The sequence below is a fragment of the Halomonas marinisediminis genome (genome assembly GCF_004347715.1).
Taxonomy (GTDB): Bacteria; Pseudomonadota; Gammaproteobacteria; order Pseudomonadales; family Halomonadaceae; genus Halomonas; species Halomonas icarae.
The window spans coordinates 95,050-109,314 of sequence record NZ_SLTR01000007.1; the positions used below are offsets into that span (position 1 = coordinate 95,050).

Consider the following 14,265-nt stretch of genomic DNA (forward strand, 5'->3'; position numbering starts at 1 on the left):
TCCTGTGGCGGGTTAGTAGGCGTCGAAGGCGTTGACCACCCACTGGATGTCGAGTTCGGGTGGCAGGCCGATGACGGCCACCACATCGAAGCGGCAGGGACATGATAGCCGGTTGTTCTGTAGATAAAAACGTGCCGCCCTGATCAGGCGGCGCTGCTTGGTGGCGGTTATGGTCTCGAGGGGGTGGCCGTGGCGGATATCGGCGCGATGGCGCACCTCGACGAAGACCAGGGTATCGCCATCGCGCATCACCAGATCCAGCTCGCCTCCCTTGGCGTGCTGGTTGGTGGCCACCGGCTCGAGGCCGCGGTCGGTCAGCCAGGCCGCAACGAGGCGTTCGACCGCCTCGCCGCGGGCCCTGGCATCACGGGGTCCGCTCATCGCCGAAAGCCCCTGGACTGAGTACCGGTTGCGGGACGCCATCGACGAAGCGTGCCCAGGGCAGCGTGCGCTGGATGCGTCCATCAGGAGTGGCGCGCAGTGTGCCGGTCGCCCCGAACAGTTCACTGCTCGGGACCAGCTGGAACTGGGGTAAGCGTCGCGCCAGCTCGAAGGCGTCGACCCCCATGGCGCTTAGCCGGAACAGGTTGGGGTCCGTCTCCTTCTGCAGGGCGCGATAGCTTGATGCGAAGGGGAGGGCATCCTCCCCGCCCGCCGCGGCATCGGGGATCTGCCAGGGGATATCCAGGAACATGACGTCATTCAGGTCGCTGTCGAGGCGTGGATTCAACTGTCCGCTGAACAGGTGAGAAGTGGCATAGATCGGTAGTTTGTTGGCACCGTAGTAGTCAAGGGTCGGGGGTACCTGGCGCGCGTAGTCGGGCAGTGCCAGCATGAACAGGAGGTCGGGACGGCTCTCGGCGATGGTGCGGCGAGTGCTCTCGGTGGCGGATGCGCCGGGGTTATAGCGCACCGCCTTGGTGACCTTGCCACCCTGGGCGCGCCACTCATCCCAGAAGGCCTCGCCGACCCGCTGACCCCAGCCGTTGTCCGGGACCAGCAGGGCCGCGCGGCGATGGCCGTCGTCCCAGGCGCGACGGGCGACTTGCATGGCTTCGCCCTCGGCAGAGAGGCCATACTGGAAGAGACCTTCGGCGGCATTGGTGGCTCCCTTTCCATAGTTGAGAGCCAGAGTGGGGAGCGGCACCTGGTTGAGACGCTCCAGCTCGCTTACCCGATCCTTGCTGAGCGGGCCAATGACCACTTGGGCGCCACGGTTTTCGGCTTCGCGGTAGAGCGATTCGAGGTTGCCCGAGGTGCTGTCAATAAAGCTGAGACGGACGCTGGCATCATCCGATAAACGGTGTTGGGTACGGATACCTTCGCCGATCGCCGTGGCGATACGCGACAGTGGGCCCGATTCTGGCAGTAACACAGCGATGTGTTGCACCTCCTGACCCCTCAAGTTGCGTAGCGCGATGAGATCCGCCGGCAGGCGTCGTGCCGCCGGGTGACGCTGGTTACGACTACGCCATTCGTCCAGGCGAAGGAAGAGACGGTCGATATTGCCATCACCACTGCGCACCGTCTCCATCAGCTCCACCCAGCCGCGGGTCAAAGCGCCCTGGAGCTCGCCGAGCTGGGCTAGTCGGCGCTGTTCGACGCCACCCAGGGCTCGCCAGATGGGGTCATTGAGTGCCTCGTCATCGGACTCAGCCTGCACCAGCAGTAGAGCCCTGGCAGCGGCGAAAGGTTTGCCTTGCTCGAGCAGGGCCAGGCCGCGTTGCTCGCGCAGGGCCAGTGTCTGGCTGCGGTTGAGGGCGAGCCCGTCGAGACCCTGGGTGGCCTGGATGACGGCCTCGGGATCGCCCTCGCTCTCGCCGAGGTCGGCCAGCAGAAGCGCCCAGCGAGTCAGAGGGTCGCCGGCAAGTTGCGATCGATCAATCTGGCGGGCGATCTCGAGTGCCTGGGTGCGCTGGCCCTGGCGTGCTAGGATGTCCGCCGCGTCCAGTCGAGTGCGGGCCGCCTGGGCCGGTTCCTGTTGTTGGGCCTGTTCAAGTAGCGTGGCGGGGTCGTCATCGGTGACGCGCTCGACGATGCCCGGCTGGTAGGCGCAGCCGGCCAGCAGCAGCGCGAGAAGCGCGATGGCCAGCAGGCCGCGTGTCAGTTTGAGCATGAATCCTTCCTTTATTCATCCGTCGTATCGGGAGCCCGCCCAGGAGGCGACGTGTCAGAACCGAACTCAGCTTCATTGTACGTGGTCGCCACGCCAATTGGGAATTTGCAGGACCTGAGCCCGCGGGCCGCTACGGTGTTGTCCGAGGTGGCCATGGTGGCCGCCGAGGATACCCGGCACACCGCTCGCCTGCTGCGCCACCTGGGGGTGCGTGTGCCCATGCTGTCGCTTCATGAGCACAACGAGTCGGCGCGCGTCGACCGTATCGATGCATATCTGGCCGCGGGCGAGTCGATTGCCCTGGTCTCTGATGCCGGCACACCACTGATCAGTGATCCTGGCTTCGTGCTGGTACGCGAGCTGCGTGCCCGAGGGCGACGCATCGTGCCGGTCCCGGGTGCCTGCGCGCTGGTGACGGCGCTCTCGGCCGCCGGCTTGCCCACTGACCGTTTTACCTTCCACGGTTTTCTGCCGGCCAAGGGTGGCGCCCGCCGCGCTCAGCTCGAAGAGCTGTCGGGGCGCGCCGAGACCCTGGTGTTCTATGAGTCGCCTCACCGTATTCGCGATACCCTGACGGATATCGGTGAGGCTCTCGGCGGGCGCCATCTGGTCGTGGGCCGGGAGTTGACCAAGACCTTCGAGACCTTTCTGGAGGGAAGTGCCCTCGAGCTCGCCGCGCGCATGGAGGAAGACCCGAACCAGGCGCGTGGCGAGTTTGTGGTGATGGTGGCCGGTGCACCGCCTCGCGAGAAGGGAGTGGGTGTCGAAGTGGAGGGCGAGGCGTTGCTGGCGGCGCTGTTGGCCGAGGGGGCTGGCGTCAAGCAGGCCGCGGGAGTGGCGTCCCGGCTTCTGGGTGGTGCCCGCAAGGCCTGGTATGCCCGCGCCCAGGCGCTGAAGGATGGCGATTGAGTCTGGCCTGTTCCTTCCGTCAGCATTCGGCCGAAGGCGTTTGGTGTCACTTTTGTTGAGGGGGTGCCGGGGCGCTGGTATCCTTGCCGCGGGAGTCGGCCAGACAGTCGCCGCCGGAGTGATCCGGGGGAGGAAAGTCCGGGCTCCACAGGGCAGAGTGCCAGGTAACGCCTGGGCGGCGTGAGCCGACGGAAAGTGCAGCAGAGAGCAGACCGCCTACGTCTCCCTCGGGAGGCCGGTAAGGGTGAAAGGGTGCGGTAAGAGCGCACCGCGCGCCTGGCAACAGTGCGTGGCACGGTAAACCCCACTCGGAGCAAGACCAAATAGGAACCCGCTGGCGTGGCCCGCGTCGGGTTCGGGTAGGTTGCTTGAGGGCCGTGGTGACGCGGCCCCTAGATGAATGGCTGTCCACGACAGAACCCGGCTTATCGGCCGGCTCCCCCCTGTTTCAAGAAGGTGTCCATTTTCAGTCCGGCGGCGGAGCTCTCCGTCGCCTTACCGTGGATCGAGAAGCGCATGCAGTCAGCCCCTGACACACCCCCGCGGGGATTTCGACACGCCAGCGTCCTGCTCGACGGAGCGGTCGACGCCCTGATCCACGATCCCGAAGGCGTCTATCTTGATGGCACCTTCGGTCGCGGTGGTCACTCGCGAGAGATACTTTCACGCCTCGCCCCCCGGGGTAGACTGCTGGCCATCGATCGTGACCCCCAGGCGATCGCCGAAGCCGGCACCATCGATGACCCCCGTTTCACCATCGAGCGCGCCGAATTTGCTCGTCTCGCCGAGGTGGCCCGTGGCCATGAGCTGCATGGCCGCCTCTCCGGCGTGCTGCTCGATATCGGCGTCTCGTCACCCCAGCTCGATGACCCCGAACGCGGCTTCAGCTTTCTGCGCGATGGCCCCCTGGACATGCGCATGGACCCCACCCGGGGCGAGAGCGCGGCGGAGTTTGTCGCACGGGCCGGCGAGGCCGAGCTCTCCCGGGTCTTCAAGGAGTACGGCGAGGAGCGTTATGCCCGGCGCCTGGCCAGGGCGATTCTCGAACGTCGTGGCGAACGACCCTTCGAGCGCACCGCCGACCTGGCTGAGGTGGTCAAGGCAGCGCACCCCGCCTGGGAGAAGCACAAGCACCCCGCGACGCGGGTCTTCCAGGCCCTGCGTATCCAGGTCAACGGTGAGCTCGACCAGCTCGATGCGGCCCTGGAGGCCGCGCTCGAGGCACTGGCGCCGGGCGGGCATCTGGTGGTCATCAGTTTCCACTCCTTGGAGGACCGCCGGGTCAAGCGCTTCATTCGCCATCATGTGCGTGGCGATACCCACCTGCCGCGGGGCATGCCGATTCGCGATGACCAGCTGGAGCGCCGTCTCGAGGCCCTGGGCAAGGCTCGGCGGCCCGGCGAGGCGGAGGTCAAGGAGAACCCCCGCGCGCGCAGCGCGGTGATGCGAGTGGCGCGCAAGCGCTACTGAGGGAGATGGCATGACACAGGGAAGGTCCATTACGGCTCGTCTCGCCTGGCCCTCGGCGCTGCGCCTGAATCTGCCTGCACTGCTGTTACTGATGCTGCTGCTCGCATGCCTTGGGAGTGCCATGGCCGTCATCGCGGTCAGCCACCTGACCCGTGAGGAGTACGCTGCCCTGCAGCAACTCGAGCGTGAGCAGCAGCAGCTGCAGACCGAGTGGGGACAGCTTCTGCTCGAGGAGAGTGCCTGGTCGTCGCCGGCGCGCATCGAGCATCTCGCCGTGGAGCGTCTCGAGATGCGCCTGCCCGGGGTGGAAGAGGTGGAGGTGATCCAGCCATGAGTACCGAGGTACGCAGCGGTGTCTCGCCGCGTCGTCCATCGCCCGGTGCGCCCATGGGCCGGCTGCGCTATGGGGTGATCCTGGGGCTGGTGCTGGTTGGACTGGGACTGCTGGTGGGGCGCGTGGTGGTCCTCCACGTGCTCGACCGTCCCTTCCTGCAGGGGCAGGGTGACGCACGCACGCTGCGTACCGACTCGCTTCCCGCCCACCGAGGCATGATCGCCGATCGCCACGGCGAGCCACTCGCCATCTCCACGCCGGTGGTCACCCTGTGGGCCAATCCCCAGGATGTGCCCGAAGATCCCATTCAGCGCGTCCAGCTGGCAACGGCGCTGGGCGTGGACCTCGAGGCTCTCAATGAGCGCCTGGCACGCTATTCCGAGCGTGAGTTCATGTATCTGCGCCGTCAGATGACGCCCGAAGCGGCCCAGCGGGTTCTCGACCTGCGGGTACCCGGTGTCTATCGTCAGGATGAGTACAAGCGCTACTACCCGGCCGGCGAGGTAGCCGCCCAGCTGCTTGGCGTGACCAACGTCGACGACATGGGGCAGGAGGGGCTTGAGCTCGCCTATCAGCCCTACCTGGCGGGAACGCCGGGGCTGCGCCGGGTGCTCAAGGATCGCCGCGGTCGCCTGGTGCGTGATCTCGAAGTGTTGCGCGAAGCCAAGCCCGGTGGCGAGCTGACGCTCGCCATCGACCAGCGCCTGCAGTACATGGCCTATCGCGAGCTCAAGGCCGCGGTGGCGGAACACGACGCCGATGGTGGCGTGGTGGTGATGCTGGATGCTCGCACCGGCGAGGTGCTGGCCATGGCCAATCAACCCTCCTACAACCCCAATAATCGCGCCGGGCTCGACCCCCAGGGGCTGCGCAACCGTGCCATCGTCGATCCCTATGAGCCCGGCTCGGTGGTCAAGCCCCTGGCGTTGGCGGCAATGCTGGATGCTGGTGGCCTGTCGCCCGATACGGTGGTGGATACCGCCCCGGGGTGGATGCGTATCGACCGCTTTACCATTCGCGATATTCGTAACTACAAGGAACTCGACCTGGCGGGCATTCTGGAGAAGTCTTCCAATGTCGGCATGTCCAAGCTGGCGCTTCGCTACGATGAGCCGGTCATCCCCCAGCTTTACCGGCGTCTGGGCTTCGGGCAGCCGCCGGGAACCGGCTTCCCCGGAGAGGCCACCGGCGAGGTGCCGGCTCCGGTGCGGTGGTCGAGCAGCCAGTGGGCGGCACTCTCCTATGGTTATGGCCTCTCGGTCACACCACTTCAGCTGGCCAGTGCCTTCACCGCCATCGCCAACGAGGGTCGCCTGCTGCAGCCCTCGCTGCTGCGCCTGAATGAGCCGGTGGCGGGTGAGCAGGTCATCTCGCCCGTGGTGGCGCGCCGGGTGCTGGAGATGATGGACAAGGTTGTCGAGCCGGATACCGGGGCGCGCCGAGCCGAGGTGCCGGGCTACCGGGTCGCCGGCAAGACGGGCACCGTGCGCAAGACCGGTGCCGGCGGTTATCAGGAGAACGCCTATCGCGGCTTCTTCGTGGGCATCGCTCCGGTCAGCGATCCCCGTATCGTGACGGTGGTGATGATCGACCACCCGCGCGGTGACGCCTACTACGGTGGCGCGGTGGCCGCTCCGGTATTCTCGCGTGTCGCCGGTAGTGCGCTGCGGCTTCTCGATGTGCCTCCCGACCGGCGTGACCTCGTGAAGGTCGAATAGCATGCCTCTCCTGCCAACCTCTGTCTGAAGCGAGTCCAGCCATGATGATCGCCATGTCCCACCTCGACGCTACCCTGGCGCGGCTCTGGCCCGGTTGCGGGCTGAACGGTGCGCCAGAGGGGAAGACCCGACTACAGACCGACAGCCGGCGGGTGACGGCGGGTGATGTGTTCGTCGCGGTACCCGGGGTGCTGGTGGATGGGCGCGATTATATCGACAGGGCGCTCGCCGACGGCGCGGTAGGGGTGCTCTGCCACACCGGAGACGGTCGTGACTGTCCGGATGATGCCCGGGTGGTGGCGCTTGCCGGGCTGCGCGAGCGACTGGGAGAGCTCGGCCGTCTGCTCTACGGCGTGCCCGACGACCTGGAGCTGATCGGTGTCACCGGTACCAATGGCAAGAGTTCGGTGACCCACTACCTGGCCGAGCTGAGTCAGGCGCTCGGTGTCGATGCCGCGGTGATCGGCACCCTGGGCCATGGGCGTCCCGGTGAGCTGTCGGATATCGGTTTGACGACGCCGGGGCCGCTGGCGCTCCAGGCCTCGCTCGCCGAGCTCGCCCGGCAGGGCGTGGCGCGGGTAGCGATGGAGGTCTCCTCTCATGCCCTGGAGCAGGGACGTCTGGCTGCCTGCCGGTTGAAAGCCGCCGTGTTTACCAATCTGAGCCGAGACCATCTCGACTACCACGGCAGCATGGCCGCCTACGCGGCCGCCAAGGCGCGGCTGTTTCGACGCCCGGAGCTCGAGCTTGCCGTGGTCAATGGCGACGATCCCCTGGCGCGCCTGATGCTGGCCGGGGTGGCCGATGGCGTGCGGGTGCTGGCGACGGGGCGCGATGAGGCGGTGACCCTGCGGGTGCTGGAGTGCACTCCCCGCGCCACCGGCCAGCGAGCCCTGATCGCCACCCCCAAGGGTGAGCGAGAGCTGATGCTGCCGTTGGTGGGGCGCTTCAACCTCGATAACGTGCTGTTGGCCATGGCCACGCTGCTGGGCCGGGGGCATGATCTCGAGGCGCTGATCGAAGCGGCGGCCAACCTGGTGCCGGTACCCGGACGCATGGAGGTGCTGGCTCACCCCGGGGCGCCCACCGTGGTGATCGACTATGCGCACACCCCGGACGCCCTCAACAGCGCGCTGGAAGCACTGCGTGACCACCTGCCCGGGCGAGGCGAGCTCTGGTGCCTGTTCGGTTGCGGCGGCGATCGTGATGCCGGCAAGCGAGCGCCCATGGCCGCCGCCGCCGAGCACTATGCCGACCGCCTGGTGGTGACCGATGACAATCCACGCAGCGAGGACCCCCGCGTCATTCGCGACCAGGTGCTGGCAGGACTGAGTGAGGAGGCCAGGCGCAAGGCCTGGGCCATTTCCGGGCGCGGTGCGGCCATCCGGCAAACGCTCCGAGCGGCGGGACCCGAGGATGTGGTGCTGGTCGCCGGCAAGGGGCATGAGACCTATCAGGAGATCGCTGGTGTTCGCCACCCCTTCGACGATCGCGAGGTGGCCCGGCAGGCGCTTCGGGCTCGCTGCACGGGAGGGAGCACCTCATGACCCGCAGCGGTCTGACGAGCCTTGCCGAGGTGGCCGATGCGCTGGGTCTCGAATGCGCGGTGGATGATCTGCCGATTGAGGCGATCGTCACCGATACGCGCCGAGTGTCGCCGGGTGCGCTCTTCGTGGCCCTGCGCGGCGAACGCTTCGATGCGCATGACTTCGTGGCCGGGGCCCGCGAGGCGGGGGCCGTGGCCGCCGTGGTCGAAAGGGTGGTGGAAGATCCGTTGCCGCAACTTGTCGTGGCCGATACCCGTCTCGCCCTGGGGCTGCTGGGCCGGGCCAGGCGCCGGGCCTGGGGTGGCCCCGTGGCAGCGGTAACGGGCAATAGCGGCAAGACCACCGTCAAGGAGCTGCTGGCGGCCATTCTCGGCCGGCAAGGAGTGACCCATGCCACTCGAGGTAATCTCAACAACGATTTCGGTGTCCCTCTGACCCTGCTCGAGCTGACCCCGCGCCACCAGCAGGCGGTGGTCGAGCTGGGGGCCAACCATCTGGGCGAGATCGCCTGGACGGTGGGCCTTGCCGAGCCGCGCGTGGCTCTGATCACCAATGTCACCGGCGCCCATGTCGGCGAGTTTGGCGGCATGGGGCAGATCGCCCAGGCCAAGGCCGAGATCCTGGCGGGGCTGGGTCCCGAGGGCATCGCGGTACTCAATCGCGATGATGCCTACTTCGCTACCTGGCGTCGGCTCGCGGCGCCGCGGGAAGTGCTGGATTTCGGGCTGAGTGAGGGGGCCAGGGTCACGGCCCACTCGCTGGTCGCCGACGCTCTCGGACGTTATGCTTTCACGCTTGTCGTCGATGGCTGCCGGCTTGGCGATGTCAGGCTGCGATTGATGGGGCGGCACAGCGTCGCCAATGCCCTGGCGGCGACGGCAACGGCCCTCGCCATGGGTGCCTCCACGCATGATGTGCTGGCAGGGCTCTCGGCGGCCGAGGCGATGCCGGGCCGCCAGGATGTGGTGGCCGGTATCCGCGAGGCCCGAATCATCGATGATAGCTATAACGCCAACCCCGGCGCGGTGAAGGCCGCGCTCGAGCTCCTGGCTGCCTTGCCGGGACCGCGCTGGTGCCTGCTGGGTGCCATGGGAGAGTTGGGAGAGGCGTCCGCGGCGCTGCATGCCGAGGTCGGACGCCACGCACGGGAACTGGGGATCGATTTCCTGGGCACCCTGGGTGAGGCGGCACGCCCCGCCTGTCATGCCTTCGGTGAAGGCGGGTGCCATTTCGACGATCGCGAGGCGCTGGTGCGCCACGCGCTGGATCATCTTCCCCCCGGCGCCAGCGTGCTGGTCAAGGGGTCGCGCAGTGCCGCCATGGAACAGGTGGTGACGGCACTGCGCCAGGACACAACACGGTGAACGTGATACATGCTTCTCTATCTGGCTGAGTTTCTGGCGCAGTACTTCAGCGCCTTCAATGTCTTCGAGTACCTTACACTGAGGATGATCCTGGCCACCATCACGGCACTGGTGCTCTGTCTGTGGCTGGGGCCGGTAATGATCCGTCGCCTGGTCGAGGGGCAGATCGGCCAGGCGGTGCGTGACGATGGACCTCAGTCGCATCTCTCCAAGGCCGGCACCCCGACCATGGGGGGCGCCATGATCCTGATGGCCATTGCCGTGAGCACCCTGCTGTGGGGCGATCTGGCCAACCATTATGTATGGATCGTGTTGGCCGTGACGCTGGGCTTCGGCGCGATCGGCTGGGTCGACGACTACCGCAAGGTGGTGGAGAAGAATCCGCGTGGCCTGCCGGCACGCTGGAAGTATCTCTGGCAGTCGGTGATCGGCGTGGCCGCGGCGGTGCTGTTGTATGCCACCGCCGCCTCGCCGGTGGAAATCAGCCTCATCGTGCCGCTGTTCAAGGAGTTCGTGCTGCCGCTGGGCCTCTTTTATGTGGTGCTCGCCTACCTGGTGATCGTGGGCAGCTCCAATGCGGTCAATCTCACCGATGGCCTCGATGGCCTGGCGATCATGCCGACGGTTCTGGTGGCCATGGGGTTGGGAATCTTCGCCTATGCCAGCGGCAATGCGGTGTTTGCCGAGTATCTGCAGATTCCGGGCATACCCGGCGCGGGGGAGCTCGCCGTGTTCTGCGCCACTATCGCGGGGGCCGGTCTGGGCTTTCTGTGGTTCAACACCTACCCGGCCCAGGTGTTCATGGGCGATGTGGGGGCTCTGGCCCTGGGCGCGGCTCTCGGCGTGGTCGCGGTGATCGTCCGCCAGGAGATCGTGCTGTTTATCATGGGCGGCATCTTCGTGATGGAGACGGTATCGGTGATCCTGCAGGTGGCCTCCTACAAGCTTACCGGTCGCCGCATCTTCCGCATGGCACCGCTCCACCACCACTATGAGCTCAAGGGCTGGCCCGAGCCCCGCGTCATCGTGCGTTTCTGGATCATCACCGTGGTATTGGTGCTGATCGGGCTGGCCACCCTCAAGGTGCGTTGATGGAGCGCGCAGCGATCACCTCGCGGGTCGCCGAGGGCCGGGTGCCGCCGGGGTTCACCCTGGTGGTGGGGCTGGGGCTCTCTGGGCGTGCGATCTGCCGCCATCTGGCGCGCCGGGGCGTGCCCTTCATGGTGGCCGATACCCGCGAAGCGCCGCCCGGGCTGGATGACTTCCGGGCCGCACATCCCGGCGTCGCTGTGCACCTTGGTCCTCTCCAGGATCTCGACTTGATGGAGGCCGAGGAGGTGGTGCTGAGCCCGGGAGTCGACCCACAGACGCCCGGCCTCGAGGCGCTCGCCGGGCGAGTCAATCCTGCCAGTGGCGAGCCGCGCCTGGTGGGCGAGATCGCTCTGTTCGTGCGTGAGGCGGCGGCACCCATTGCCGCCATCACCGGCTCCAATGCCAAGTCCACCGTGACGACCCTGGTGGGTGAGATGGCGCAAGAGTCCGGTGTGAAGGTGGCGGTGGGGGGCAATCTGGGGAGACCGGCCCTCGACCTGCTGGATGAGGTGGGCGACGCCGAGCTGTATGTGCTAGAGCTCTCCAGCTTCCAGCTCGAGACAACTCCGCGACTGGGCGCCGAGTGCGCGCTCTTCCTGAATCTCTCCGAGGATCACCTGGATCGCCACGGTGACATGCCCGGCTATCGGGCGGCCAAGCTGGCCATCTTTCGTGGTGCACACCACGCCGTGGTCAATGCCGATGACCCCCTGACCTGGCCCGAGGACGAGCTTCCCGTCCTCGACCGCTTTACCGTCGGGCCGCCTCTGGATAACGAGTGGGGGGTGGCCAGTCACGCCGGAGCGGACTGGCTGATGCACGGCGAAAGAGCGCTGATGCCCGTGGCGGCCATGCGTCTGGCGGGGCACCACCACCAGGCCAATGCCCTGGCGGCGCTGGCCATGGGGCACCGGCTTGGCTTTCCGCTGTCTTCCATGCGCAAAGTGCTCGAACGCTTCCCGGGCCTGCCCCATCGTAGCGAGCTGGTGGCCGAAGTGGGGGGCGTACGCTGGATCAATGACTCCAAGGGGACCAACGTGGGGGCAACGCTCGCCGCGATCGCCGGCCTCGGCCCCACCCTCGAGGGGCGCCTGATCCTGCTGGCCGGTGGCGTGGGCAAGGGTGCCGATTTTGCTCCCCTGGCCGAGCCCCTGGCCCGCTTCGGCCGCGAGGCGATCCTGTTCGGTAGCGATGCGGGGCGTCTCGAGGCGGCCCTCGCCGGGGCATTGCCGGTGACCCGGAGCGCCGACCTGTCGGCGGCCCTGGCGCGAGCGGCGGCGATCGCCGAGCCGGGAGATGCCGTGCTGCTCTCGCCGGCCTGTGCCAGCCTCGATCAGTTTGCCAACTACCAGGCGCGTGGCGATGCCTTTCGTGACTGGGTTCACCATCATCTGGCACAGGAGGGGGCATGAGCCGTCTGGCACGACTCCGAGAGAGTCTCTCGACCCGCGACCATCCTTTCGATGGCTGGCTGCTGGTGGCCGCGATTGCCCTTCTGCTGACCGGCTGGGTGATGGTGACGTCCGCCTCAACCGGAGTGGCGGCCAGCCTGACCGGCAATCCCTGGTACTTCAGTGCGCGTCACGGCTTCTTCGTTGCGGTGGCGGTGCTGGTAGCGACCGGTGTGTTGCGCATCCCGTTGGGGTGGTGGCGAGCCAACGGGCCGCTGCTTCTGCTGGTGGGGGTAGTGCTGTTGGCGCTGGTCCTGCTGGTGGGGCGTGAGGTCAACGGCAGCAAGCGGTGGCTGTCGGTGCCCGGTATTCCCTTCAATATCCAGGCCTCCGAGATCGCCAAGCTGTGCCTGATCGTCTACCTGGCGGGCTATCTCGAGCGCTTCCTGCCGCAGGTCCGTCGCCATTGGGGGGCCTTTCTGCGTCCACTGGTGGTGCTCGGCCTGTATGGTCTGTTGCTGATCATGGAGCCCGACTACGGTGCGGTGGTGGTGATGACCGGCTGCGTGATGGGCATGCTGCTGATGGCCGGTGCCCCCTGGGGGCGGTTCCTGTTCCTGGCGCTGGTGGTAGCGGCAGGAGGCGCACTGCTGGCCATCGCCGAGCCCTATCGCCTGGCACGCCTGACCAGCTTCGTCGACCCCTGGGCCGACCAGTTCGCCAGTGGCTACCAGCTGACCCAGGCGCTTATCGCCTTCGGTCGTGGCGGGTGGCTGGGCGTGGGGCTTGGCAACAGCGTCCAGAAGCTCTTCTATCTTCCTGAGGCTCATACCGACTTCGTGTTCGCGGTGCTCGCCGAGGAGCTGGGCTTGCTGGGGGCCGTGTGCGTGATCGGCCTGTTCGCCCTGCTGGTGTGGCGTGCCATGGCGGTGGGGCGTCGCGCGGAACTTGCCGGACGGGCATTTTCCGCCTACCTCAGCTATGGCATCGCCCTGGTGATCGGTGCCCAGGCCTTCATCAATATCGCGGTAAGCAGCGGCATGCTGCCCACCAAGGGACTGACCCTGCCACTGCTCAGTTATGGCGGCTCCAGCCTGCTGGTCTGCACCTGCATGGTGGCGATGCTGCTGCGCGTCGATATCGAGACCCGGCGTGAACAGCGTCGCCGCTCCCCGGCGGCCCCACGAACGGCGGCGAAGGAATCGCCATCACTGGTCAGACAAGGAGCCCAGCAATGAGTCACACCTCCCCGCGTCGAGTGCTGGTCATGGCCGGTGGTACCGGTGGCCATGTGATCCCCGCTCTCTCCCTGGCCCGTGGCCTGCAGGCGAGTGGTGTGGAGGTGGCCTGGCTCGGCAGCCCGCGGGGCATCGAGAACCGTCTCGTGCCCGAGGCGGGCATACCCCTGCACCGGATCGCCGTGGCCGGGCTGCGTGGCAATGGCGCGGCCGGCTGGCTGCTGGCGCCAATCAACCTGACCCGAGCGGTATGGCAGGCGTGGCGGGTGATCCGTACCTTCGACCCCCAGCTGGTCGTAGGGCTGGGAGGGTTCGCCAGTGGCCCCGGCGGGCTCGCCGCCTGGCTGTCACGGCGGCCGCTGGTGATTCATGAGCAGAATGCCGTGGCCGGACTGACCAATCGTGCTTTGGCGCGACTGGCAAGGCGGGTCTACGCCGCCTTTCCCCAGGCCTTTCAGGGCCGCGGGGAGGTGATCGGCAATCCGGTGCGTGATGAGATCGCGCGCCTCGGCGAGGCGCCGCGCGGCGCCGCCGCGATGGCCGGTCGGCCGCTACGGCTGCTGGTGGTGGGCGGCTCCCTGGGGGCCCAGGCACTGAACGAGAGAGTGCCGGCGGCGCTGGCGCGTCTGCCCGAGAATCGGCGTCCCGTCGTGTGGCACCAGGCCGGTAGAGACAAGGATGCCACCACCCGAGACACCTACGCGCAACAGAACGTTTCGGCCGAGGTGACCCCCTTTATCGATGATATGGCCCGTGCCTATGCCTGGGCCGACCTGGTCGTATGCCGAGCCGGCGCGTTGACCGTTGCGGAGCTTGCCGCCGCGGCCAAGCCGGCCCTGTTTGTGCCCTTTCCGCATGCCGTGGATGATCATCAGACCGCCAATGCCAGGGCACTGGTGGAGGAGGGGGCCGCCGAGCTGCTGCCCCAGGCCAGACTTTCCGCAGCAACGCTGGCCGAGCGCCTGACGGTGCTGCTTGACCCCGACACCCTGGCCACCATGGCGTCGCGGGCTCGCGCCTGCGCCCATCTCGACGCCGTCGAGCGTCTGGTGGCCGGCTGCATGGAGACAGGTTTTGAGCGATAGC

The 14,265-nt window shown here is 67.3% G+C and carries 12 protein-coding genes and 1 other RNA gene; 11 read left to right on the forward strand and 2 right to left on the reverse strand.

Annotated elements, in window-relative coordinates:
* Positions 1–12: 12 nt before the first annotated feature.
* The gene (locus E0702_RS07305; RefSeq protein ID WP_132042352.1) at positions 13–381 is read right to left on the reverse strand and encodes a YraN family protein; all 369 of its coding nucleotides are present in this window, start codon (positions 379–381) and stop codon (positions 13–15) included.
* Positions 365–2,116 carry a penicillin-binding protein activator gene (locus E0702_RS07310; protein WP_132042354.1) on the reverse strand — a complete coding sequence of 584 codons (1,752 nt, stop codon included), beginning with the start codon at positions 2,114–2,116 and terminating at the stop codon, positions 365–367. Before E0702_RS07310 ends, E0702_RS07305 begins: the two co-directional genes overlap by 17 nt.
* 51 nt (positions 2,117–2,167) lie before the next feature.
* Here E0702_RS07310 and rsmI point away from each other — a divergent pair, with 51 nt between their 5' ends.
* The 11 genes from rsmI (at position 2,168) to murG (ending at position 14,264) form a co-directional block, all read left to right on the forward strand.
* Positions 2,168–3,025 carry a 16S rRNA (cytidine(1402)-2'-O)-methyltransferase gene (gene rsmI, locus E0702_RS07315; protein ID WP_132042356.1) on the forward strand — a complete coding sequence of 286 codons (858 nt, stop codon included), beginning with the start codon at positions 2,168–2,170 and terminating at the stop codon, positions 3,023–3,025.
* Positions 3,026–3,116: 91 nt separating this feature from the next.
* An RNA gene (rnpB, locus tag E0702_RS07320) (RNase P RNA component class A) lies at positions 3,117–3,469 on the forward strand.
* 72 nt (positions 3,470–3,541) lie between these two features.
* Positions 3,542–4,495: a 16S rRNA (cytosine(1402)-N(4))-methyltransferase RsmH gene (rsmH, locus tag E0702_RS07325; protein ID WP_132042358.1), complete on the forward strand. Its 954-nt coding sequence runs from the start codon at positions 3,542–3,544 to the stop codon at positions 4,493–4,495.
* A 10-nt stretch (positions 4,496–4,505) separates the two neighbouring features.
* Positions 4,506–4,829, forward strand: coding sequence for a cell division protein FtsL (gene ftsL, locus E0702_RS07330; RefSeq protein WP_132042360.1), 324 nt, complete (start codon positions 4,506–4,508; stop codon positions 4,827–4,829).
* Entirely contained in the window at positions 4,826–6,547 is a 1,722-nt protein-coding gene (locus E0702_RS07335; protein WP_132042362.1) for a peptidoglycan D,D-transpeptidase FtsI family protein, read from the forward strand. The genes ftsL and E0702_RS07335 overlap by 4 nt, the downstream gene beginning before the upstream one ends.
* 41 nt (positions 6,548–6,588) lie before the next feature.
* Positions 6,589–8,094, forward strand: a complete 1,506-nt coding sequence (locus E0702_RS07340) for a UDP-N-acetylmuramoyl-L-alanyl-D-glutamate--2,6-diaminopimelate ligase (RefSeq protein WP_132042364.1) — start codon at positions 6,589–6,591, stop codon at positions 8,092–8,094.
* Positions 8,091–9,458 carry a UDP-N-acetylmuramoyl-tripeptide--D-alanyl-D-alanine ligase gene (locus tag E0702_RS07345; RefSeq protein WP_132042366.1) on the forward strand — a complete coding sequence of 456 codons (1,368 nt, stop codon included), beginning with the start codon at positions 8,091–8,093 and terminating at the stop codon, positions 9,456–9,458. Before E0702_RS07340 ends, E0702_RS07345 begins: the two co-directional genes overlap by 4 nt.
* Positions 9,459–9,467: 9 nt before the next feature.
* Complete coding sequence (mraY, locus tag E0702_RS07350; RefSeq protein ID WP_132042368.1) at positions 9,468–10,550, forward strand: phospho-N-acetylmuramoyl-pentapeptide-transferase; 1,083 nt, start codon at positions 9,468–9,470, stop codon at positions 10,548–10,550.
* The gene (gene murD, locus E0702_RS07355; protein WP_132042370.1) at positions 10,550–11,962 is read left to right on the forward strand and encodes a UDP-N-acetylmuramoyl-L-alanine--D-glutamate ligase; all 1,413 of its coding nucleotides are present in this window, start codon (positions 10,550–10,552) and stop codon (positions 11,960–11,962) included. The genes mraY and murD overlap by 1 nt, the downstream gene beginning before the upstream one ends.
* On the forward strand, positions 11,959–13,179 hold the full coding sequence (gene ftsW, locus E0702_RS07360) for a putative lipid II flippase FtsW (RefSeq protein ID WP_132042372.1): 1,221 nt from the start codon (positions 11,959–11,961) through the stop codon (positions 13,177–13,179). Before murD ends, ftsW begins: the two co-directional genes overlap by 4 nt.
* Complete coding sequence (murG, locus tag E0702_RS07365) at positions 13,176–14,264, forward strand: undecaprenyldiphospho-muramoylpentapeptide beta-N-acetylglucosaminyltransferase (RefSeq protein ID WP_132042374.1); 1,089 nt, start codon at positions 13,176–13,178, stop codon at positions 14,262–14,264. Before ftsW ends, murG begins: the two co-directional genes overlap by 4 nt.
* Position 14,265: the final 1 nt, after the last annotated feature.